General features: G+C 53.0%; 20 protein-coding genes. 16 read left to right on the top strand and 4 right to left on the bottom strand.

The genetic code is table 11. The features are described from left to right. The first annotated feature begins 48 nt into the window (after positions 1 to 48). Positions 49 to 1,314 (top strand): transcription termination factor Rho, encoded by a 1,266-nt coding sequence (gene rho, locus CCY32_RS12685; protein WP_088331264.1) that lies wholly within the window; start codon positions 49 to 51, stop codon positions 1,312 to 1,314. Between the two features lie 88 nt (positions 1,315 to 1,402). On the opposite strand, the gene rsd is transcribed toward rho, so the two are convergent. Further along, on the bottom strand, positions 1,403 to 1,858 hold the full coding sequence (gene rsd, locus CCY32_RS12680; protein ID WP_088331262.1) for a sigma D regulator: 456 nt from the start codon (positions 1,856 to 1,858) through the stop codon (positions 1,403 to 1,405). A 162-nt stretch (positions 1,859 to 2,020) separates the two neighbouring features. Here rsd and nudC point away from each other — a divergent pair, with 162 nt between their 5' ends. Together nudC and hemE are read left to right on the top strand one after the other, a co-directional pair. Then, the gene (gene nudC / locus CCY32_RS12675; RefSeq protein WP_088331260.1) at positions 2,021 to 2,836 is read left to right on the top strand and encodes an NAD(+) diphosphatase; all 816 of its coding nucleotides are present in this window, start codon (positions 2,021 to 2,023) and stop codon (positions 2,834 to 2,836) included. A 331-nt stretch (positions 2,837 to 3,167) separates the two neighbouring features. Further along, positions 3,168 to 4,235, top strand: a complete 1,068-nt coding sequence (gene hemE / locus CCY32_RS12670) for a uroporphyrinogen decarboxylase (RefSeq protein ID WP_088331258.1) — start codon at positions 3,168 to 3,170, stop codon at positions 4,233 to 4,235. Positions 4,236 to 4,278: 43 nt separating this feature from the next. Here the strand turns inward: hemE and queG are convergent, their stop codons facing one another. Continuing rightward, positions 4,279 to 5,415, bottom strand: coding sequence for a tRNA epoxyqueuosine(34) reductase QueG (queG, locus tag CCY32_RS12665; protein WP_088331256.1), 1,137 nt, complete (start codon positions 5,413 to 5,415; stop codon positions 4,279 to 4,281). Between queG and CCY32_RS12660 the strand changes: the two genes are divergently transcribed. The 12 genes from CCY32_RS12660 (at position 5,415) to CCY32_RS12605 (ending at position 18,001) form a co-directional block, all read left to right on the top strand. Next, the gene (locus tag CCY32_RS12660; RefSeq protein WP_168171514.1) at positions 5,415 to 6,926 is read left to right on the top strand and encodes an NAD(P)H-hydrate dehydratase; all 1,512 of its coding nucleotides are present in this window, start codon (positions 5,415 to 5,417) and stop codon (positions 6,924 to 6,926) included. The genes queG and CCY32_RS12660 overlap by 1 nt on opposite strands. Continuing rightward, positions 6,927 to 7,379: a tRNA (adenosine(37)-N6)-threonylcarbamoyltransferase complex ATPase subunit type 1 TsaE gene (gene tsaE / locus CCY32_RS12655; RefSeq protein WP_088331252.1), complete on the top strand. Its 453-nt coding sequence runs from the start codon at positions 6,927 to 6,929 to the stop codon at positions 7,377 to 7,379. Between the two features lie 52 nt (positions 7,380 to 7,431). Next, entirely contained in the window at positions 7,432 to 8,706 is a 1,275-nt protein-coding gene (locus tag CCY32_RS12650; RefSeq protein ID WP_246840621.1) for an N-acetylmuramoyl-L-alanine amidase, read from the top strand. Between the two features lie 14 nt (positions 8,707 to 8,720). Then, positions 8,721 to 10,415, top strand: a complete 1,695-nt coding sequence (mutL, locus tag CCY32_RS12645; protein ID WP_088331248.1) for a DNA mismatch repair endonuclease MutL — start codon at positions 8,721 to 8,723, stop codon at positions 10,413 to 10,415. Then, positions 10,405 to 11,340, top strand: a complete 936-nt coding sequence (gene miaA / locus CCY32_RS12640; RefSeq protein ID WP_088331246.1) for a tRNA (adenosine(37)-N6)-dimethylallyltransferase MiaA — start codon at positions 10,405 to 10,407, stop codon at positions 11,338 to 11,340. The genes mutL and miaA overlap by 11 nt, the downstream gene beginning before the upstream one ends. 112 nt (positions 11,341 to 11,452) lie before the next feature. Next, positions 11,453 to 11,704, top strand: a complete 252-nt coding sequence (gene hfq, locus CCY32_RS12635) for an RNA chaperone Hfq (protein WP_062483401.1) — start codon at positions 11,453 to 11,455, stop codon at positions 11,702 to 11,704. A 22-nt stretch (positions 11,705 to 11,726) separates the two neighbouring features. Beyond that, entirely contained in the window at positions 11,727 to 13,019 is a 1,293-nt protein-coding gene (gene hflX, locus CCY32_RS12630; RefSeq protein WP_088331244.1) for a ribosome rescue GTPase HflX, read from the top strand. Between the two features lie 54 nt (positions 13,020 to 13,073). Beyond that, entirely contained in the window at positions 13,074 to 14,225 is a 1,152-nt protein-coding gene (gene hflK, locus CCY32_RS12625; protein ID WP_088331242.1) for an FtsH protease activity modulator HflK, read from the top strand. 3 nt (positions 14,226 to 14,228) lie between these two features. Next, the gene (hflC, locus tag CCY32_RS12620; protein WP_088331240.1) at positions 14,229 to 15,119 is read left to right on the top strand and encodes a protease modulator HflC; all 891 of its coding nucleotides are present in this window, start codon (positions 14,229 to 14,231) and stop codon (positions 15,117 to 15,119) included. A gap of 115 nt (positions 15,120 to 15,234) precedes the next feature. Beyond that, positions 15,235 to 16,398, top strand: a complete 1,164-nt coding sequence (locus CCY32_RS12615; protein ID WP_088331238.1) for an aminotransferase class V-fold PLP-dependent enzyme — start codon at positions 15,235 to 15,237, stop codon at positions 16,396 to 16,398. Further along, positions 16,391 to 16,576, top strand: coding sequence for a DUF2065 domain-containing protein (locus tag CCY32_RS12610; RefSeq protein WP_168171513.1), 186 nt, complete (start codon positions 16,391 to 16,393; stop codon positions 16,574 to 16,576). The genes CCY32_RS12615 and CCY32_RS12610 overlap by 8 nt, the downstream gene beginning before the upstream one ends. A gap of 126 nt (positions 16,577 to 16,702) precedes the next feature. Beyond that, positions 16,703 to 18,001, top strand: coding sequence for an adenylosuccinate synthase (locus CCY32_RS12605; protein WP_088331236.1), 1,299 nt, complete (start codon positions 16,703 to 16,705; stop codon positions 17,999 to 18,001). Between the two features lie 180 nt (positions 18,002 to 18,181). On the opposite strand, the gene fadA is transcribed toward CCY32_RS12605, so the two are convergent. Together fadA and fadB are read right to left on the bottom strand one after the other, a co-directional pair. Next, on the bottom strand, positions 18,182 to 19,345 hold the full coding sequence (fadA, locus tag CCY32_RS12600; protein WP_088331234.1) for an acetyl-CoA C-acyltransferase FadA: 1,164 nt from the start codon (positions 19,343 to 19,345) through the stop codon (positions 18,182 to 18,184). 14 nt (positions 19,346 to 19,359) lie between these two features. Next, complete coding sequence (fadB, locus tag CCY32_RS12595; RefSeq protein ID WP_088331232.1) at positions 19,360 to 21,501, bottom strand: fatty acid oxidation complex subunit alpha FadB; 2,142 nt, start codon at positions 21,499 to 21,501, stop codon at positions 19,360 to 19,362. A gap of 354 nt (positions 21,502 to 21,855) precedes the next feature. Here fadB and CCY32_RS12585 point away from each other — a divergent pair, with 354 nt between their 5' ends. Continuing rightward, positions 21,856 to 23,778 carry a lytic transglycosylase domain-containing protein gene (locus CCY32_RS12585; RefSeq protein WP_088331228.1) on the top strand — a complete coding sequence of 641 codons (1,923 nt, stop codon included), beginning with the start codon at positions 21,856 to 21,858 and terminating at the stop codon, positions 23,776 to 23,778. Positions 23,779 to 23,889 lie beyond the last annotated feature (111 nt).

Below are 23,889 nucleotides of genomic sequence, written 5' to 3'. Positions count from 1 at the left end.
ACAAAACCGTGCATAACGAGCATACTTCAATCATTAAGACCCACCGATATGAATCTGACGGAACTAAAAAGTAAACCCGTAAGCGAGCTTGTTGAGCTGGCTGACAAAATGGGCCTGGACAACATGGCCCGTGCCCGCAAACAAGACATTATTTTTGCAATTTTGAAGGCCCACGCTAAAAGCGGTGAAGACATCTTTGGTGATGGCGCACTGGAAATACTGCAGGATGGATTCGGATTTCTGCGTTCGGCAGACTCCTCATATCTGGCCGGGCCCGACGATATCTATGTATCACCCAGCCAGATCAGGCGCTTCAATCTGCGCACGGGCGATACCATTTCCGGCAAAATTCGCCCGCCTAAAGACAGTGAGCGATACTTTGCCCTGCTGAAAATCAATGAAGTCAACTTTGACCGCCCTGAAAACTCCCGCAATAAAATTCTCTTTGAAAACCTGACGCCCTTACATGCCACTGAAAGACTGCGCATGGAACGAGGCAATGGCAGTACTGAGGATATTACGGCAAGAGTATTGGATCTGGCCTCCCCCATTGGCCGTGGTCAGCGAGGCCTGATAGTGGCTCCACCCAAAGCGGGTAAAACCTTGCTGCTACAGAATATTGCGCAGAGTATTGCTGCCAATCATCCTGAATGTACGCTGATGGTGCTGCTCATCGACGAACGCCCGGAAGAAGTGACGGAGATGCAGCGTCTGGTGCAGGGCGAAGTGGTTGCTTCAACCTTTGACGAACCTGCCAGCCGCCATGTTCAGGTTGCCGAGATGGTGATCGAAAAGGCCAAGCGCCTGGTTGAGCACAAAAAAGACGTGGTCATCCTGCTGGATTCGATTACCCGTCTGGCCCGTGCTTACAACACCGTGATCCCTTCCTCAGGTAAGGTACTGACAGGGGGTGTCGACGCTAACGCCTTGCACAAACCCAAACGTTTCTTTGGTGCTGCGCGAAATGTGGAAGAAGGCGGAAGCCTGACCATTATTGCTACCGCGCTGATCGATACCGGCTCGAAAATGGATGAAGTTATCTATGAAGAGTTTAAAGGCACCGGTAACATGGAGCTGCACCTGAACCGCAAGATTGCTGAGAAGCGGGTCTTCCCGGCCATCGATTTCAATCGTTCAGGCACCCGTCGCGAAGAATTGCTGACCACCCAGGATGAATTACAGAAGATGTGGATCTTACGCAAAATCGTGCATGAAATGTCAGAAATTGATGCCATGGAGTTTTTGATCGATAAGCTGTCGATGACCAAAACCAACAATGAGTTTTTCGACGCCATGCGGCGACAGAAAAGCTGATGAACTGACAAAAGAAAAGGCGCCTACGGGCGCCTTTTTTATGCTTATTTGTTTGGCTGCATGCTGAACAGCGAGCTTAGCCTGGAGCTTACAGATGTTCTTTATGCAGAGTCTGAATGAGGCGATCTTCCAGTTCAAAGCGCTCTTCCATAGCCTGACCCAGAGCGGACAAGTGCTCATCAAAATGCTGCATGTCCTGATCTTTATCGATTTCCGCATAATGATCATTGAAATTCAGTGCCTGGTCAGTGGTATCGGAGATGCGCGGGTACACCTCATCAGCCAGCGCTTTACCGTTGCCATTACTCTCTACAATGCGATCGTAAAACTCGAAATGACCCGCCGACACATAATCCACCAGCAACTCACAGAAGTTTTCAATGGCCTCTTTGGCAGGCAATGCTGTGTGGTCCCGCTCGAAAGGCGGTAGTCCAGCCAGGGCACAGTACTGCACCAGCAGCTTTCTGCGTCCTTCCAGCCAGTTGTCAATGGCATGGTGCGCGCCGCCCCACTGCTGCTCTGCCTGCTCAACGTTGATCAACATGTACCTTTACTCCTTTGCTGAGGTTTCAAACAACATTGAAACCCGTCAATCGAACCAGTATACCAAACTGGATTCGAATACCAACGGTTATACAAATTCGACCTGAATTATGTTTTTAGCTTGATATACTCTGCTCACTTTCAATCGGTGGAATCTTTGCTTATGCCACTCTACACCGTTCCGGACAAGCCGGCATACTGGCTCATCTTATCCCGCAATAAAGTCCTGCGGCACGAGCATCATGGCACCCTGATTTATGCCCACCATAGCGAATTGAGCTTCGTCTCCACCTATATTGATGAGGCGGTCAAAGTGGGTGAATATCATGACACGGATTGTTTTGTGCTGGACATGCAACAGCAGGAGCCAGAACTGGACGATGCCGAGCTGATTGGCCTGCGAGAAGCCATGATGGCAGAACATGACAGCGCCTATAACATCCTCGCGCGTGCCTGGCAGGTAGCCCTGTTCCTGCGCACACACCGATATTGCGGACAGTGTGGCAGCGAGATGCAGCGCGTTGACTGGGAACTGGCCACCGTGTGCCACCGATGCCAGCACCGTTGTTATCCACGTATCTCTCCATGCATCATCGTCGCCATTAAAAAGCAAAATCAACTGTTACTGGCCAAGGGACGCCACCATAAACAAGGCATGTACTCGATACTGGCCGGATTTGTGGAAAGTGGTGAATCTCTGGAACAGGCAGTTCACCGGGAAGTCATGGAAGAAGTGGGCATCAAGATAAAAAGCCTGCGTTACTTTGACAGCCAACCCTGGCCTTTCCCGCATTCTCTGATGGTGGGCTTTCTGGCAGAGTATGACAGCGGTGAAATTTGTGTGGATGGCGAAGAGATTCTTGAGGCAAGCTGGTACAAAGAGAACGAATTTCCTTTGATCCCACCCGAATTTTCAATTGCAGGCCGACTGATCACGGCAGCAATGAAGGAGCATGACGGGGTTAACACACCACGCTGATAACGTGTTCAGCCTGTCGCCCTCAAAGCAGGGCATGGCTTTTAGGCTAAGCCAGAAATAAAAAAGCCTTACCCGGAGGTAAGGCTTAAATATTTTAGCGTGGAGGTCTCGTTGGCCGAGCTTCTTTTAGTTGATTCCACTAGCGCAACGGTTTTATAGCAGACTTTTTTACACTTGTGCAACTTTTCGGGGCAAAAAAACGATGAATGACATACTAATTGTTCTTATATCTCCTTAGATTCTTTCCCCTAAACCGGCACTCTATAGCTGTGTCCGCAGCATACTGGTGTTAGAATGCCGCCATATTGCAGTTTGTACAGAGTAGAGAAACATGCCCGGATTAGAGAATGATCGTTATCTAAAAGCGCTGATGAAACAACCGGTCGACCGCACGCCGGTATGGATGATGCGCCAGGCAGGACGATATTTACCAGAATATAAGGCCACCCGGGCACAGGCTGGCGACTTTATGTCATTGTGTAAAAACCCTGAGCTCGCCTGTGAAGTCACACTGCAGCCGCTCCGTCGCTTTGATTTGGATGCCGCCATACTGTTTTCCGATATCCTCACCATTCCCGATGCCATGGGCCTGGGACTGTACTTTGAAACCGGTGAAGGCCCTAAATTTGAGCGTCCCCTGCGCTCTGTGTCTGACATCAATAAACTGAGTGTACCGGACCCTGAACAGGAGCTGGGTTATGTGATGGATGCCATCCGCACGATTCGCCAGGCACTGGCAGGAAGCGTTCCACTGATCGGTTTTTCAGGCAGTCCCTGGACACTGGCCACCTACATGGTCGAAGGTGGTACCACCAAGAGTTTCAGTCAGATCAAAAAAATGGCCTTTGCTGAGCCCCGCGCTCTGCACCTCTTGTTGGATAAGCTGGCCGACGCCGTCATCCTTTATCTGAATGCACAAATCGCCGCAGGGGCACAGTCCGTCATGATCTTTGATACCTGGGGAGGCGTGCTGTCACCGCGCGATTACAAAGATTTCTCGTTGCAATACATGCACAAGATTGTAGATGGCCTGACAAGGGAAAATGACGGACGTAAGGTGCCGGTTACCCTGTTCACCAAAAACGGGGGCATGTGGCTGGAAGCGATAGCGGCCACCGGCTGTGATGGCGTGGGTCTGGACTGGACCATCGATATCGGCGAAGCGAGAGCCAGAATCGGCGACCAGGTCGCACTGCAGGGGAATATGGATCCCTCCATGCTCTATGCCAGCCCTGAGCGGATTGAAGAGGAAGTGAAAACCATTCTTGCAGGTTATGGCAACGGATCGGGCCATGTCTTTAATCTGGGACATGGCATCCATCCTGATGTGCCTCCCGAGCATGCTAAAGTGTTCATTGATGCCGTGCATCAATACAGTCAGGCCTATCATCGCGGATAAGATCGCAGCCACTGACGTCTGAAGAGCCCCTCACAGGGACGATTCAGGCGTCTCGGGGAAGACCCTTTTCAACCACTCGAATCAATCTTTGGTGGTGTCGGACATTTTCCGCAGGCTGCTGTTTGAGTTGTTGCTCAAGGGCCCATTCTATATGTTCTTGCACTAGCTCAGATGCAGATGCCCAGGCCGCCTCCAATGCCTGAATAACTGCCATTGAATAGGGGGCGTTGCCCAGTGCTACGGCAATATTACGCTGCCATCGCTGGAAACCAATACGGCGGATTGGCGACCCCTGAGTATTGTCTAAAAAGGTCTCTTCATCCCAGTCAAACAGTTCCAGTAACGCCTTGCCCTGCAAATTCTGGCGCGGATGGAAATCCGCTTCATCGGTGAGGCTGGCATAACGGTTCCAGGGGCACACCAACTGACAGTCATCGCAGCCATAAATACGATTCCCGATCAGGGGTCTCAATGCTTCTGGAATCGATCCTTTGAGTTCAATGGTCAGATAGGAAATACAGCGCCGGGCATCTACCACATAAGGTTCCACAATCGCCTGCGTCGGACAGATGGTCATGCAGGCGGTGCAACTGCCACACCCCTCCTCCACCGGTTCATCCACGGGTAAGGGCAGATTAATAAACAGCTCCCCCAGGAAAAACCAGGAGCCTGCCTCGCGATTCAGTGTCAACGAATGCTTACCGGTCCAGCCCAGGCCCGCTTTTTCCGCTACCGCATGCTCCAGCACTGGTGCCGAATCCACAAAGGGCCGATAGGCCAGCTCACTGACCTCTTGTTCGATGCGTTGTCCAAGCTTCTTCAGACGCTGACGCAGCAGCTTATGATAGTCACGGCCCAGGGCATAACGACTGATATATCCACTGTCCCTGTCTTTAAGGTTGCGGGCAAATCCGGCGTCTGGCGGCAGATAATCCATGCGAACACTGATAATCCTCACCGTTCCTGGCTGCAGCTGATCGGGTCTGGCCCTTTTCATACCATGGGTGGCCATGTAATGCATATCACCGTGCATCCCCTTATCAAGCCAGCGTTGTAGCGCAGCTTCATGGCGACTGAGATCCACATCGCAAATACCCACCTGCTGAAAACCTAGCGCTTTGCCCCAGCTCTTGATATTTTTTGTTAACCGTTGCAAATCCTGTGAGGACAGCTCAGCCATTGAACACCTATAACGCCATCATTGAACCTGCAAGTTTATCACACAAAGTGTACCGCGCAGACGAGGTCCGCCGACATGAGCCTGGAGCCGCCAGCGCTGCAGGCCTGAGCATGTATGAACTGATGGAGCGGGCCGGACATGCAGCATTCAGGCAACTTTTGGCAAGCTTTGCACCCTGTAAACGCATCCTGGTGTTATGCGGTCATGGCAATAATGGTGGGGATGGTTTTGTATTAGCCAGACTGGCCCGGGAGGCAGGCCTGGAGGTCACTCTGATAGCCGTGGGAGATCACCACAAGTATTCAGCGGATACTCGCCAGGCCGAGCAGAAATGGCGGGCCAGTGGTACAGATCCTGAAACCTGGCCAGTTTCACTGGTTGGCTATGATGTCATCGTGGATGCCCTGCTCGGTAACGGTATTAAGGGCGAAGTCAGAGCCCCTTACGAAGATGTCATTGGCGCCTTAAACCAGCAGCCAACCCCTGTGCTCAGCATCGACCTGCCCTCGGGCATGAATGCGGACACGGGCAGCCCCTGTGGTGTTGCCGTTAACGCCACTGCAACCATCACATTTGTGGGCATCAAAGCCGGACTGGTTACCGGTAAAGGCAAGCAGCACAGTGGCCGGTTACACTTCAGTGCCTTAGGCATTGCCGAAGCGTTTGACAGATTGGCAACACCTGTCGCGCTGCGGGTACGTGGCAGCGAGCTTTCACCGTTTCCGCCACGCCATTGTGATAGCCACAAGGGCGATCATGGACACCTGCTTTGCATTGGCGGCAACCAGGGCATGTCTGGTGCTATCCGTCTCACCGCAGACGCTGCTTTGCGCAGCGGCGCCGGGCTGGTAAAGGTGTTGTGTCATCCTGACAGTCATGCACTGGTGGCATCAGGGCGACCAGAACTGATGGTAAGCGCCGACACGGAAAAACTTGGCGCCCTGCTGGAATGGGCCTCATGCATCGTCGTTGGGCCGGGACTGGGTCTGGATAAATGGGCAGAGTCACTGTTCAACCATGTGTTGAAATTTCAGCAGCAGGCCAGTAAGTCGATACTGATTGATGCCGACGGCCTAACACTGCTGGCCAGAAAGAAAAACGTTTCACTCAGTGAAAACACGGTTCTCACGCCCCATTCCGGCGAAGCGGCGCGACTGACTGATATGACCAACGGACAGATTCAGGCCGATCGTTATGCTGCGGCCAGTGAACTGGTGAACCGTTATCAGTGCACCATTGTGCTCAAGGGTGCCGGTACGCTGATTGAAAGCACCCGGCAATGTTATGTGCTCGAAGATGGCAATCCAGGCATGGCCAGTGGTGGTATGGGGGATCTGCTGAGCGGTCTGATTGGGGGGTTGATGGCCCAGGGCACCAATGCTGAAAATGCCGCACTGGCCGGTGCCTGTGTTCATGGCAGGGCGGGCGATTTGTGCGCAGAAAAAAACGGACAACGTGGTATGATAGCCAGTGATCTGCTTCCCTATATCCGACAGCTGGTGAATTGCTGAATGAAGAAAGTTTTCCCGATTCGCGATGAGCAGGGCACGCATGCCCTCGCCGAAAAACTCGCCCACCTGTGCAACTCCCAAACGGTCATTTATCTTGAGGGTGAACTGGGAGCGGGTAAAACCAGCTTCTGTCGTGCATTTATTCAGGCTTTAGGTGTGACCGGGCGCATCAAGAGTCCCACCTATACTTTGGTGGAACCCTACGAGACCCAGCACTGGCGCATTTTCCATTTTGATTTGTATCGCCTCAGCGATCCGGAAGAACTCGAGTTTATTGGTATCCGTGATTATTTCCAGGCCGATTGTCTGTGCCTGATTGAGTGGCCGGAAAAAGGGACTGGGCTATTGGCGCCAGCGGATTTGCAGATTAGTATAGAATTTAGCGACAATGGCCGAACTATTAGCCTGCACGGTCTGTCTGAACAGGGGATAAGGTTGCTGCAACAACTATAACGAGATCATGGCATTATACCGACCCACAATCTGGCTAAGTCTGCTCACACTGATGTTCTGTGCCCCCCTATGGGCGCAGAACGAAATGGAGGGCGTAAGGATCTGGCCCTCTCCTACCAATACCCGGGTGGTATTTGATCTGGCCGAGGCGCCTGAGTATAGCTACTTTACTTTACGCAATCCGACCCGGTTGGTGATCGATCTGGCCAATACCCGTCAGCAACTGGATTTGAATCAGATTCAGAACGACAGCGATCTGATCAGCCGACTGCGCTACAGCACACCCAAAGATAAACAGTCCGTGCGCATCGTGCTGGAACTCAATCAGGCTGCGGATACGCAAATTTTCTCGCTGCCACCCACCGCCCCTTACGGTGATCGACTGGTCATCGATTTGGGACAGCATGACCAATCTCCGCCGCAAATCGTCAAACAACAGGCCCAGGCCACTAACCGCGACATCATCGTAGCCGTGGACGCAGGCCATGGCGGCGAGGATCCGGGCTCCATTGGCCGTGCCGGCAGCTACGAGAAAAATGTCGTGCTCAGCATTGCCAAAATGCTGGCGAAGCGCATTGACGATACACCGGGGATGAAATCAGTTTTGATCCGCACCGGTGACTATTATGTGGATTTGAACCGGCGAACTGAGCTGGCCAGACGCAGTAAGGCTGATTTGTTGGTGTCCGTTCATGCAGACGCCTACACCACACCGCAGCCCAGCGGCGCCTCAGTATGGGTACTGTCGATGCGACGGGCTAACTCTGAGCTGGGTCGCTGGCTGGAAAACACGGAAAAACATTCACAACTGCTCGGTGGAGCCGCCGAAGTCATTCAGGATACCTCCAGCGAGCGCTACCTGACCCAGGCTCTGCTGGATATGTCCATGGACCATTCTCTGTCCACCAGTTATGAACTGAGCCGCGACATTCTCAAAGAAATGGGCCAGATCACAAAACTGCACAAGAAAACCCCTCAGGCCGCCAGCCTGGCGGTACTGACGTCACCGGATATCCCTTCCATCCTGGTGGAAACTGGCTTTATCTCCAATCCAAGGGAAGAGAAAAACCTTAACTGGGCGACCTTTCGCCAGAACATGGCTGACGCCATTTTTGGTGGTATTCAGAAGCACTTTAAGCGCAGGCCACCCGATGGCACCTTATGGGCAAAGTTAAAGCGGGAAAACCGCACCCACAAAGTGAGCCGTGGCGAGTCCCTGTCATTACTGGCACAGCGTTACAATGTGCCGGTAAGCCGGATAAAAGCCGCCAACAACCTGGAATCCGATATGGTGCGGATTGGCCAGGTGCTGACCATTCCTAACTAAAAGTAATCGTTATTTTGCCCATTCAAATTCTTCCAGCCAGACTGGCAAACCAGATTGCCGCAGGAGAAGTGGTAGAACGCCCGGCTTCTGTTATAAAAGAGCTGATTGAGAACAGTCTCGATGCCGGGGCCAGTCGTATCGACATCGAAGTGGACAAAGGCGGCCACAAACGCATTCTGATTCGCGATGATGGTTGTGGCATTCCCGAAGCCGAATTAAAACTGGCGCTCAGCCGCCATGCCACCAGTAAAATATCCAGCCTGGATGATTTAGAGCGCATACTCAGTCTGGGCTTTCGCGGTGAGGCACTGGCCAGTATCAGTGCCGTTGCCAGGCTGACCATCAGCTCCAAGCCGGCGGCGCAAGCACAGGGCTGGCAGGCCAGGGCAGAAGGCCGCGATATGGACGTGTCCATGGCACCCGTGGCCCATCCCGATGGCACCAGTGTTGAAGTGCTGGATCTGTTTTTCAACACACCGGCCCGGCGCAAATTCTTACGTACTGAAAAAACTGAATTTACCCATATTGACGAAGTGGTGCGACGCATCGCACTGAGTCGTTTTGATGTGGCTTTTAGCCTCAGACACAACGGCAAGATGTTGCGCCAGTATCCCCGAGCCACCCACGCCCAGGCTCAAGCAAAACGGGTCGGACTGGTCTGTGGCAACAACATCATGACCAGTATGCTGAATGTTCAGAGCGAAATGGAGTCGTTACACTTAACAGGATGGTTATGTACCGACGCTCAGCCGACCAATGATACTCAGTACTTTTATGTAAACGGCCGGATGATGCGTGACAAGCTGATTAACCATGCCATTCGACAAGCTTTTGAAGACTGGCTGCCCACCGATACCCACCCGGCGTTCGTGCTTTACCTCAAACTGGACGCCAGTGAAGTAGACGTCAACGTGCACCCGGCGAAACATGAGGTACGTTTTCACCAGTCCCGCTTAGTCCATGATTTTATTTATCAGGCACTGCGAGATATGCTCGTGCAGGTTGGCACACAGGAAGGAGCCGGGCATCCCCAGGTAACACCGGCGACAGCTAATGAGCCCCGCCACAACTATATTCAGCCGCTGCAACCCAGAATCACTGAGCAACCACGGTCCTATGCCACCGCCCGCTCTGCAGAAAGACGTCCCTCTGCGGTGGCGGTCAATGCGTATCAGCACCTGCTCAGCCAGGAACAACACAATACCGCCCCTGAAATACCGTGCATGCTGGTACAACAGCGTTACTTGCTCAGCGAATGGCAGGAGCGTTGCTGGCTGGTCGCAGTGCATAAACTGCAACGGCACAAGCTGCTGACTAAACTGCAAAGCGACATCCAGCAGCCACTGCTGATGCCGGTTTCACTCGGCGTCGACAAAACCATGCAGCTTCAATACCAGACTCTGGCCGAATCGCTGCAGACGCTGGGACTGGATCTTCAGCTTGTCAGAGACAAGTTAATTCTCAGACAGGTCCCGGCCGGGCTGCGCCATCTGAACTGGTCAGCCATTTTGCCTCAGCTCCTCATCTGTGAGGAAAGTGAGCTGTCACACACATTGGTGAACGCCGCAGCGCCACCCCATCAGGACTATGATCGGGCACAGGCATACGCCCTCTGGCATTGGTTTGTGGGTCTGGAAGAGTGGCAGCAACAGCTCAGGCAAATGGGACAGGCTCTGCCTCAGAACTGGCTGGAAAACTATGCAAACTGACCTTCCCCCGGCAATATTTCTGATGGGTCCCACGGCCAGCGGCAAAACGGATCTGGCCATCGCGCTGACACAGTCCCTGTCCTGTGAAATCATTAGTGTGGACTCGGCCATGATTTACAAGGGCATGGACATTGGCACAGCCAAACCCAGTGCCCAGGAGTTGGCCCTGGCCCCTCACCGGCTCATCGACATTCTGGATCCGGTACAGAGTTACTCCGCCGCCGACTTTCGCCACGACGCGCTCGAGGCTATGCAGGACATCAGTGGGCGGGGAAAAATTCCCCTGCTGGTGGGGGGCACCATGATGTATTTTAAGGTTCTGTTAGAAGGTATTTCGCCGCTGCCTGCTGCCGATAAACGCATCCGGGCAGAGCTGGAAGCTGAAGCAGCAGAGAGTGGCTGGGCGGCACTGCATCAGCAGCTGAGTATTATCGACCCCGTCTCAGCCAGACGCATTCACCCTAATGATCCACAGCGACTGACCCGTGCATTGGAGGTGTACCGGATAACGGGAAGCAGCCTCACGGAACTGACCCAACAAACGAGTCCGCCACTGCCCTACGAAGTCACCCAGTTTGCCATCGCCCCTGCCGACAGACAGGTCTTGCACGAACGCATAGCCCGCCGGTTTACCCTCATGCTCGAGCAGGGTTTTGAGCAGGAAGTCAGAAAATTGTTTCAACGAACTGATCTACATGAAGATTTACCTGCTATAAGATGTGTTGGTTACCGCCAGATGTGGGAGCACCTGCAACAAAGGTACGACCACAAAGAAATGTCGTTTCGGGCTATAGTGGCGACCCGGCAGTTGGCTAAACGTCAGCTTACGTGGCTGCGAAGCTGGCAAAATCTAAACTGGTTAGATACATTTGCCGATAACAACCTGAAGCAGGTTATAGCCACGCGACCTGACCTTGCGCCCTGACCCAGCAGGCGCTATACAGTGAGGGTAAAAACTGTATAATCAGGAAATTGGCTGGTAGCTCTGGTATAAGCGGTTCCAGGGTTTTAATAATAAAAAGAAAAGGATAAGAACAATGGCGAAGGGCCAATCACTGCAAGATCCGTTTTTGAATGTACTGCGAAAAGAACGTGTGCCCGTGTCGATTTATCTGGTGAATGGCATCAAATTGCAGGGGCAAGTCGAGTCTTTCGACCAGTTTGTTATTTTGCTCAAGAATACGGTCAGCCAGATGGTATATAAGCACGCAATTTCCACTGTGGTACCCTCTCGTCCTATACCGATGGTTGCCAACCCACAGGCAAACCAAGATAATGACGAGGACTGATTGCTCAACCAGGAGATAATGCTTGTTTGACCGTTACGAGGCAGGTGAACAGGCTGTACTTGTACATATAGATTTTCCCGATGAAAACAGCAAAGAAGACCTGCATGAATTACAGCTGCTGGTCTCCTCTGCCGGTGTCAACGCCATAGATCTGGTTACAGGATCCCGCGCAACCCCCAGCGCCCGATATTTTGTCGGTAGTGGTAAGGCAGAAGAAATCGCTCAGGCCGTCAAAGCCAACAAGGCAGACGTGGTCATATTTAACCATGCCCTGTCACCCTCCCAGGAACGTAATCTCGAATCCGTGTGTAAGTGCCGCGTGCTGGATCGCACCGGCCTGATTCTGGATATTTTCGCGCAGCGAGCCCGTACTCATGAAGGTAAGCTACAGGTTGAACTGGCTCAGCTGAGGCATATGTCGACCCGTTTGATCCGTGGCTGGACCCACCTGGAAAGGCAGAAAGGCGGTATCGGCTTGCGCGGTCCGGGTGAAACTCAGTTAGAGACAGACCGACGCCTGTTGGGTGCGCGGATTACCCATATTCTTCAGCGACTGAAAAAAGTCCAGAAACAACGGGAACAGAGCCGCCGGGCCAGAAGCCGCGCGGAAATGCCAACCCTGTCATTGGTGGGATACACCAATGCCGGTAAGTCTACGTTGTTTAATACCATTACTGCTGCCGGTGTGTATGCAGCAGATCAACTTTTTGCCACCCTGGATCCGACGCTGCGTAAAATTCAGCTACAGGATGTGGGCCCGGCTATTCTTGCAGATACGGTAGGGTTTATCCGTCACCTGCCCCATGATTTAGTGGCCGCGTTTAAAGCCACACTGCAGGAAACACAGCAGGCCGAACTGCTGTTGCATGTTGTGGATTATGCCGACGAGCAGCGTCTGGACAATATCGATCAGGTCAACGCCGTGCTCGATGAAATCGATGCGGGCGAAGTGCCTCAGTTAATGATTTGCAACAAAATCGATCAACTCGACAACATTGCCCCCCACATCGACCGGGATGAGAACGGCAGACCCGTGCGAGTCTGGGTATCAGCCCACAAAGGCCTGGGTATTGACCTGCTGTTTGAGGCGATCAGCGAATGTATCGATCGGAATATGGTACAGTACAGCTTGCGTATTCCGCCCAAAGAAGGAAAACTTCGCGGAGCACTTTATCGAATGCAGTGTATTTCGACCGAATCCTATGCCGAAGACGGCGACTGGTTGGTGGAGGTACGGATGCCGGCAAAAGACTGGCACCAACTGGAAAAACACCTGTCCAGTGATCTGGCAACCTATGTGATCAATAAACATTAGTCGAGTCGCGCGTAACGAGCGCACAACCCATTTAACTTTACTACGGAGAACAACATGGCTTGGAATGAGCCTGGCGGCAACAATAACGACCCCTGGAAAAATCGCGGTGGCCGCGAACAGGGTCCACCGGATTTGGACGAAGTATTCAAAAAATTCTTCGACAAGCTCGGTTTTGGCGGCAGCAACAAACCGTCCGGAAAAGGGTTTGGTGGTATCGGCATCGGATTGATCGCCGGTATTTTAGTGGTCATCTGGTTTATCAGTGGCTTCTACACCATCAAAGAAGCCGAGCGTGGTGTGGTACTCAGATTTGGCGAGTTCAGCCATTTTGTTGAGCCTGGTCTGCGCTGGAAACCCACGTTTATTGACTCAGTGGAAACGGTCAATGTGCAGTCGGTTCGCACCATGCCCTCCTCGGGCTTTATGCTTACCGAAGATGAAAACGTGGTGCGCGTCGATATGGAAATCCAGTTCCGTGTTATCGAGCCGTACAAATACAGCTTTGCGGTCGATGATCCTGATGGCAGCCTGCGCCATGCACTGGACAGTGCTATCCGCTACGTGGTCGGCCATTCCCGCATGGATGATGTGCTGACACGGGGTCGTGAGCAAACCCGTCAGCGCGTGTGGGAAGAACTCAATGGTATCGTCACCCCCTACGACATGGGTATTGACGTGCTGGAAGTTAACTTCAAAGACGCCCGTCCACCGGAAGAAGTCAAAGCCGCCTTCGATGATGCGATTGCCGCGCAGGAAGACGAGCAGCGCTTTATCCGTGAAGCCGAAGCCTATGCGCGGGAAATTGAACCCACAGCGCGGGGCCGTGTTAACCGTATGGGACAGGAAGCTGAAGCGTATAAGCAGCAGGTTATCCTTAAAGCCCAGGGTGAGGTGGCACGTTTTGAAGAACTCTTACCTCAGTATGCTGCCGCGCCTGTCGTCACCCGTCAGCGTCTCTATCTGGAAACCCTGGAAGAGATTTACAGCAGCACCAGCAAGGTGATGCTCGACAACCAGGGTAGCGGTAACATGATGTACTTGCCGCTGGATAAAATTCTGGAGCGTCAGGGTGTTTCATCTAACCTGCCAATGCTGCCAAACACCGCTTTGGAAGGCGTGAGAGGCACCACGCAAAATAATCAAAGTGGTAACAGCACGCAGAATACCGGCCGCACCAGCAGCAGATTCAACGACGGGAGAAATTAAGAGATGAAAAATTTTAGTATTGCCCTGATTGTTGTATTAGTCGTGCTTGGATTCAGCTCATTGTTCGTGGTTGAAGAGGGCTACCGGGGTATCGTCATTCAGTTCGGTAAAGTACGCCGTGACGAGCAAACAGGTGAAACTGCCGTGTACGAACCGGGTCTGCATTTCAAGCTTCCTTTCATCGACTCGGTGAAAATGCTCAATGCCCGTCTGCTGACACTGGATGATGGTGCTAACCGTTTCGTGACCGCAGAGAAAAAAGACCTGATCGTGGATTCCTACGTGAAATGGCGAATCAAAGACTTCGCGCGTTTCTATCTGGCCACAGGTGGCTTCAGAGACCGCGCCGAAGCGCTACTCAGACAGAAAGTGAACAACGGCCTGCGTAGTGAGTTTGGTAACCGTACCATCGCTGAGATTGTCTCAGGAGAGCGCTCTGAGCTGATGAACAAAGCCATGATTCAGTCGGCAGAGAGCGCCGTGGAATTGGGTATTGAAATTGTGGATGTGAGGGTGAAACAAATTAACCTGCCCACAGAAATCAGTAACTCTATCTTCCAGCGTATGCGTGCAGAACGTGCTGCCGTGGCTAAAGAGCATCGCTCTGAAGGTCAGGAACAAGCGGAAATCATTCGTGCCGATATCGACGCCAGAGTGACGGTGATGTTAGCCGACGCCGAACGCAACGCCCGTAAAGTGCGTGGTGAAGGTGATGCCGAAGCCGCCGGAATTTACGCCAACGCGTACAACAAGGATCCTGAGTTCTATAGCTTCCTGCGCAGCATGGATGCCTACAGAACCAGCTTCAACAGTAAGCAGGATTTGTTAATCCTTGAACCCGACAGTGACTTCTTCAAATACATGAAGGACACCGGCGGCGTAAGACAGGATTAATCGCCGGTAACGAAAGATAAAAAAGGCCCTGCGGGGTCTTTTTTGTTCACAGCCCTTGTTCAGGATAAGACAACGCCATTATGGTGGATCAGTGTCTGCTGTTAAGGAAAAAGCCATGTATCAACATCTCTATCGACGTTTTTTGCAAGCGAATCAGGGCAAGCAGCACTTCGCCTGCCACAGCCACCACTACTGGCCGGATGTGACCCGTGATGCCATGCTCAGGTATTGGGATGATTCTGCTGCGCGGGTGGATGATAAGTGGGACTATTTCTTTTCTGAACGCATCCCGGTGGTGCAACAAAAAATCGCCCAGATCCTGAATACCGGAGCCCCACAACAGCTGGTCTTTGCCCCAAACACCCATGAGTTGCTGTACCGCATCCTCAGCAGCCTGGATTGGTGCAAACCACTGAAAGTCCTGAGCACAGACAGCGAGTTTCACAGCTTTACCCGCCAGATTAACCGCCTTAATGAACGCCAGACATTGCAACTTACCAGCGTGCCTACCCTGCCCTTTGCGGACTTTGAGCAACGCTTTATGCGCACCCTGAAGGGCGATGAGTATGATCTTGTGTTTATCAGTCAGGTGTTCTTCAACTCAGGGATGGCAATTGAAAACCTTGCAAAGCTGGTTAATGCTGCTCCCAAGTCCACACTCTTTGTGATAGATGGATACCATGGCTTTATGGCCCTGCCCACGGATCTGTCTGGTATTGCGGATCGGGTGTTTTATTTGGCTGGCAGCTATAAATACGCTCAAGGCGGTGAAGGATGCTGCTTTGCACATATTCCCCTGGGCTGCACCCTGCGCCCAGAGTATACCGGCTGGTTTGCTGAATTTGGGGAACTCGATCTGGCCAGACAGGGACAGGTGCAATACAGCACCGATGGTATGCGCTTCGCCGGCTCTACCATGGATTTCAGTGCCCTGTACCGGCTCGAAGCGGTTTTTGACATGCTGGAAGAAGAGCACTTAAACGTCGCTACCGTTCATGATTATGTGCGGCAGCTGCAGCACACCTTTTTGCAACAACTGGACCGCCACCAACACCCTGAGCTGAATCGCTCCCACCTGTTGATGCACAACCCGGCGCACCATGGTCACTTTCTGACCTTTCAGTTATCCGATAGCGCCAAGGTGCAACGTTTGCACCAACAACTCAAGCAACATGGCATTATTACCGATGCCAGAGGCGACAGACTCCGTTTTGGTTTTGCCCTGTATCAGAATGCTGAGCAAATAGACTTATCTGTACTGGAGCAACTCGATGAGTGATGCAATCTGGCTGGCCCTGGCCATGGTGCTGATCATTGAGGGCATCGGACCTATGCTGTTTCCGAATCGTTGGCAACACTATGTAAGAACGCTGGCAGACCAGTCTCCGCAGCAACTGCGTACACTGGGCGGGGTAATGGTCATCATCGGCGTGGTGACCGTGTTTTATCTTCTCTGACAAGATCTTAGGTGATACCTGCCAGGCTGGATCTGGCTCAGAACGTTTTGCTCTGGTCAAAACAGATGATCCCTTGCCCGTAACTTGGTAGAATCCCCGCCTAATTTTCTGACCACTTTTTAATCCATGGCAAAAAACGTTGTAGTGCTCGGCACCCAATGGGGTGATGAGGGTAAAGGAAAGGTTGTCGATCTGCTGACCGACAAGGCTAAATTTGTAGTGCGCTATCAGGGCGGACACAATGCAGGCCACACCCTGGTCATCAAGGGCGAAAAGACAGTTTTACACCTTATTCCTTCAGGTATCCTGCGCGACAATGTGACCTGTGTGATAGGCAATGGTGTGGTGCTGAGTCCCGAAGCGCTGATGACAGAAATGAAAATGCTCGAAGACCGTGGCGTACCGGTCAAAGAGCGTTTGGTCATCAGTGAAGCCTGCCCGCTGATACTGCCGTATCATATTGCACTGGATCTGGCCCGTGAAAAAGCCCGGGGCAATAACCCTATCGGTACTACCGGCCGTGGTATTGGTCCGGCCTATGAAGATAAAGTGGCGCGCCGTGGATTACGTGTTGGCGATTTAGCCTGCCGTGAGACCTTTGCCGAACGCTTAAAAGAAATTGTTGAATACCATAATTTCTCGCTGACGCAGTACTACAAAGTCGACCCTGTGGATTATCAGCAGGTCCTGGATGATGCACTGAAAGTGGCAGACGTGATTCAGTCCATGGTGGCCGATGTACCCGACATGCTCGACAAAGCCCGCTTGCGTGGCGATGCCATCATGTTTGAAGGTGCCCAGGGCACCTTGCTGGACATCGATCACGGCACCTATCCCTACGTGACCTCATCCAATACCACCGTCGGTGGTGTAGCCACAGGCGCCGGCTTTGGCCCGCTGAACCTCGATTACGTGCTGGGCATCGTGAAAGCCTATACCACCCGCGTGGGTTCAGGGCCTTTCCCAACAGAGCTGGACTGCGAAGTAGGCCAGCATCTTGGCGTAAAAGGCCATGAGTTTGGTGCCACCACAGGACGTAAGCGCCGTACCGGCTGGTTTGATGCGGTTGCTATGAAGCGTGCCGTGCAAATCAACAGTATCAGCGGTTTTTGCCTGACAAAACTCGACGTACTGGACGGTCTGGAAACACTGAGAATCTGTATCGGCTACAAAGATCAGCAGGGCAATGTGCAGGATGTGCCACCCATGGCTGCCGATGGTTACGACAAAGTGACCCCAGTCTACGAAGACATGCCCGGCTGGAGTGAGAATACCTTTGGTGTGACCACTCTGGATGGCTTACCCCAGGCCGCCCGGGACTATATCAAACGAATTGAAGAGCTCACCGGCGTACCGGTTGATATTATCTCCACCGGCCCGGACCGCGACGAGACCATTATTCTGCGTCATCCTTACGACGCCTGATAACTCAAGCGCGACGAGTAAGGCTAAAGGAAAAACAATCCGCGGCCCTTCAGCTCAAGCTAATACCCAATGAAAAAGCCCTGCTAAAACAGCAGGGCTTTTTTTGTCAGGCTTAAAGGGTGAGAGTGAAGGGGAATCTCGTCATTCTTCACACATTCCCCCTCACGCGCAGGCTTGGGCTTATACCCGTTCAATCACCGTAGCAATTCCCTGCCCAAGTCCAATACACATGGTGGCCAGACCCACCGTTTTATCTTCGGATTCCATCAGGTTCAGCAACGTTGTCGTGATCCGGGCCCCGGAACATCCCAGCGGGTGGCCGAGTGCAATGGCGCCGCCATTGAGATTCACTTTCTGGTCATACTGCTCCAGCCAGCCCAACTGCTTGATACAGGACAGCGCCTGCGCAGCAAAAGCCTCATTAAACTCGGCTATTTCAATATCATCCATGGTCATGCCAGCTGCCTTGAGCGCTTTTTGCGTAGCCGGTACCGGGCCATAGCCCATGATGGCGGCATCACAGCCAGCCACACCCATGGCACGTATCTTCGCGCGCGGTGTTAATCCCAATGCTTTAGCTTTGTCTGCTGACATCACCAGCATTGCTGAGGCCCCATCAGAAATCGCCGAGGCGGTGCCGGCCGTCACGGTACCATTGACCGGATCAAACACCGGGCGCAAACCCGCCAGGGTTTCGGTGGTGGTTTCCGGACGAATGACTTCATCGCGTTCCACCAGCGTCAGTGCGCCGTCTGCATCATGACCTTCGATAGGAGCGATCTCGCTGGCCCAGCGCCCTTCTGTGGTGGCTTTGTGTGCGCGCTGATGGGAGCGGGCACCAAACTCGTCCTGCATCTCACGGGTAATGCCGTTCTGGCGTCCCAGCAACTCGGCCGTCATGCCCATATTACCGGAGGCCTTAGCGGTATATTTAGCCAGGCCAGGGTGAAAATCCAGATTGAAGGTCATGGGTACATGACCCATGTGCTCAACACCGCCGATCAGATACACATCACCCTTACCCGCCATAATGCCACAGCTGGCATCATGCAAAGCCTGCATGGAAGAGCCGCACAAACGGTTCACCGTGACCGCAGGTACACTGCGGGGAATGCCTGTGAGCAACTGAGCATTGCGGGCAATATTGAAGCCCTGCTCTTTCGTCTGCTGCACACAGCCCCAGATGATGTCATCAATCTCTGCCGGATCGAGTCCGCTGTTACGCTCCAGTAACTGAGTCATCAGATGGGCGGACAGGGTTTCGGCCCGTACGTTTCTGAACACACCCCCTTTCGAGCGTCCCATTGGCGTACGTAAACAATCCACTATTACCACGTCTTTCATGATTCCTCCGATACTCAAGCGAAATAAGATTTGCCGGACGCGGCCATTTCGCGCAATCCGTCAGATATCTGATAAATGGGTCCCAGTTCCGCGTACTTGTCAGCCAGGGCGACGAACTTGTCCAGCCCCATGGTTTCCATGTAACGGAACACACCGCCTCTGAAAGGTGGGAAGCCAAGACCGTACAGCAGCGCCATATCGGCTTCGGCCGCACTGCCTACGATACCTTCTTCCAGACAGCGCACCGCTTCATTGGCCATAGGCACCATCAGGCGGGCAATGACCTCTTCGGTGTCCATTTCCCGGGTCTCAACGCCAATCAGCTCGTACGCTTCAGCGGCGGGCGTCTTCGTGGGCTTGCCACGCTTGTCTGTACCGAAGTTATAGAAACCCTTGCCATTTTTCTGACCCAGGCGCTTGGCTTCGTACAGGCTTTGTACGGGATCATTGGCAATGCGCTGCATGCGCTCAGGAATACCTTCAGCCATCACACCGGCCGCATGATCAGCGGTATCCAGCCCCACGACATCAAGCAGGTATGCCGGGCCCATCGGCCAGCCAAAGACTTTTTCCATGACCTTGTCGACGGCCACAAAATCGGCACCGTCTAACAGCAACTTGCTGAAACCGGCAAAATAAGGGAACAGCACACGATTCACCAGGAATCCGGGGCAATCATTCACCACAATCGGGGTTTTACCCATCTTCAGGGCGTAGGCCACGACAGCAGCAATGGTCTCATCAGAGGTTTTCTCACCGCGAATGATTTCCACCAGCGGCATCCGGTGTACCGGATTGAAAAAGTGCATGCCGCAGAAACGCTCTGGGTGCTGCAAACTTTTCGCCAGCGAATTGATAGAGATGGTCGAGGTGTTAGAGCAGATAATGGTGTCACTGCTGACCGTTTCTTCCGTCTCTTTGAGTACCGAAGCTTTGACCTTCGGATTTTCGACCACCGCCTCAATCACCACATCGGCATCTTTGAGTGTGCTGTATTCCAGTGTCGGTACAATATTGTTCAGGGTTGATGCCAGGGTTTTGGCATTAACCTTACCCCGCTCCATCCCCTTATTGAGAATCTTAGCGGCCTCGTCCAGTCCCAATTGCAGGGCATCCTGACGAATGTCTTTCATTACTGTGGGTGTGCCTTTTACCGCAGACTGATAGGCAATGCCACCACCCATGATACCGGCACCCAACACGGCCGCCTGTTGCACATCTTTGGTGGCAGTTTTGGCCTGTTTTTTAGCCTTGCCTTTCACCAGTTGGTCGGCCGTGAAAATACCGATTTGAGCCGTGGCTGCATCGGTTTTAGCGAGCGTCACAAAACCTTGGTTTTCCAGCTTCAACGCACCTTCACGATCCATAGTCGCGGCTTTGGCCACGGTATCCACCATCATATGAGGGGCAGGGTAATGTTTACCCGCCACCGCTGCCACCATGGCTTTGGCGGTGGAGAAACTCATCATGGATTCATTAGCATTTAAATGCAGTGGCGCTTTTTTCTGCGCCCGTCGGGCTTGCCAGTCAATGCGACCGTCAATCATCTGAGCCAGCATGCTGAGAGCGGCTTCGCGCAGTTTTTCCGGTGCCACCACCGCATCCACGGCACCATCGGCCATCGCCTGTTCTGGCTTTTTGTCTTTACCGCTGGTCATCCACTCCAGTGCATTATCCGCACCGATCAGACGTGGCAGACGCACGGTGCCGCCAAAACCGGGCATTAGCCCCAGTTTGACTTCAGGCAAGCCGATACGTGCCGAGGTGTCTGCAATACGCAAGTCACAGGCCAGGGTCATTTCACAGCCGCCACCCAGGGCGAAGCCGTTTACCGCTGCCAGGGTAGGAAAAGGCAGATCTTCAAAGCGGTCGAACACCTGAGAGGTCTTGACTACCCAACTGAGTACCTCCTCATCGGGTAAGGAAAACAGCTGATTAAATTCAGTGATATCAGCGCCGACAATAAAGGCGCCTTTATTGGAGCGCACCAAAGTCGCTTTGACGTCTTTGTTGGATTCCAGCGCGGCACACAGCGCATCAAGCTCTGTTACCGTCTGCTGATCGAATTTGTTAACCGAACCGGCAGCATCAAATACTACCTCGGCGATGCCCCCTTCCAGCAGGGTAGCAGTCAGGCTTTTGCCTTGATATATCATTGTTTTCTCCTATGGCCATCACACGGATGTGCCATGCCTTTTTCGGCAAGGCGGTTGCAGGGTGAGCACAATTCTTGTTGATGCAGAACTAAATTTCAACAAAAATTCAAACAATTGTTTAAATTTTTTCCGTGCCGCGCGGAAGAACTCTGATACAGTGCTGCGCCGCGCCGTTAACTGGCTGGTTGCCAACACGGACTCTGCCATCAACATACCGTTTAAGGTCCACCTGCCTGAGGTCACTGGCGTTGTCCGCGTTGCCGCTTAGTATGTTTTTTATACACCTATAGATTAAAACAGACTTGATAATCTCCACCATTGGTTTACATTGATCGACCCGGTTGGAGATATTGCATGTTGAACTCCAGAAGACTGATCGCGTTGCTGACATCCTTGGTGATGTGCGCTGCACAGGCCACCACAGACCGTCACGCCCATGAGCGTGAGCAATTTCTTGAAGCCGAAAAATGGAGCCATTATCCCAATAGCCAGACCTACAAGGCGCTGGCGGCGGAGTTACACGACTATCCTCTGTACCCTTATTTACACCAAAATGCGCTGCTGGCAGATTTGCGTCTGAGCAAAGAAAGCGAGATTGCGGCCTTTTTACAGCAACATGCTCATACGCCGCTGGACGATGAGCTGCGCGAAGCCTGGCTTTACTACCTGAATAAGCGCAACGACGGCGAGCGCTTCATCAAATATTATCAGGACCTGGGTAACACCGAATTACAGTGTCTGAACGCCCGCTATCACTTACAAAATGACCCGCAAAAAGGCCTGGCACTGGTGTCACAACTCTGGCTGGCCGGGAAATCCCAGCCCAAGGCCTGCGATTCAGTATTCAGAGCCTGGACCAAGGCCGGTCACCGTAGCGACTGGATGGTGTGGCAGCGCCTGGTGCTGGCCGCAGACGGTGGCGATCACACTTTAATTCCGTACCTTAAGTCACTGCTTCCAAAAGAACAGCAGTATCTGGCCGACCTGTGGTACAAGACCCGCCGCAATCCCTCTGTGGTGGGTCGGCTTTCAGCTTTCCCCGGACGCTTCCCGGAAAAAGAACAACAAATCATCAAATATGGTCTCAAACGTCTGGTCTGGCGCGATCACAGCCTGGCATTGAAAACCTGGCACGATGCCCAAAAGCGCTTTAATTTTAACAGTGGTGAACAGCAGGAAGTGGCCGAACGTTTCGCCATTGCCCTGGCCGTAGACAATCACCCTCAGGCCGGTTTCTGGCTGGAAAGAGCCAATCAGGGACAAGATAACGAAGACATTTTTCGCTGGCATCTGACCCATGCCCTGCGCCAGCAGAACTGGAAGCAGGTCATCGATGTCATTGATCTTTCACCGCAGATGCTGGAGTCAGACTATTCCAGCCGCTATTGGCTGGGCCGCAGCTACGAAAACCTCAACGCCCCCGACAGAGCCCAACAGGAATACGACAAACTGGCGTCTGTGAGGCATTACTACGGTTTTCTTGCCAGTGGCAAGTTGTCCCGACCTGCGCAGTTGGCCGATGCGCCGCTGACACCCGACGACGCATTACTGGACAAGGTGGCCAATATGGCCGCGGCCAAACGGGCAAAAGAATTTCTGGCGCTGGAGCGTTATGTTTCGGCGCGGCGTGAATGGATTAAACTGCAACCCAGGCTGACCCACGAACAGGGACTGGCAGCGGCGGTACTCGCCGATCGCTGGGGCTGGCATGATCAGGCTATTTTTGCGCTGTCCCGCCTCGGTTATCTGGATGATGTCAAACGCCGTTTCCCGCTGGCTTATGATGCACAATTACAACAAAGCGCCAGTAAAAACGCCGTCGATCCAGCCTGGGCCTTTGCCATTGCCCGGCGCGAGAGCTCCTTTATGATCGATGCCAACTCCGGCGCGGGTGCCAAAGGGCTGATGCAACTGATGCCCGGTACCGCACAGTATCTGGCCAAGAAAAAAGTGCCCAACACCACCCTGTTCGACCCAGAGCAAAATGTAGAATTCGGTACCCGCTATATGCGCTATCTGCTGGATAAGATGCACGACAATCCGGTGCTGGCCACAGCTGCCTATAACGCCGGCTGGAGCCGTGTAAATCAGTGGTTGCCAGAGGAAGAAGTGCCCGCCGATGTATGGGTGGAGACCATTCCCTATAAAGAAACCCGCAATTATGTGAAGGCGGTGATGGCCTACCAGCAGATCTACAAGCAGCGTCTGGGGCAGCAGCAGAACCTGTTTGAGCAACTCACGGATATGCGTATTTCTTCGAGAATGGCCGCCAAGTGATAGTTGCCACCAGCGGCCGCTGAACACATAGCCCAGCGCGCCGCTCTGACCTGTTGCTCTGAGCCTTGTCGGCATTAGTAGAATGGCCCGGCTTATGCTAGTGTATCGGCA

Origin of the sequence: Lacimicrobium sp. SS2-24 (assembly GCF_002201535.1) — a bacterium.
In the GTDB taxonomy this organism is placed as follows: domain Bacteria; phylum Pseudomonadota; class Gammaproteobacteria; order Enterobacterales; family Alteromonadaceae; genus Lacimicrobium.
This window is presented reverse-complemented; position numbering and strand designations above follow the sequence as displayed.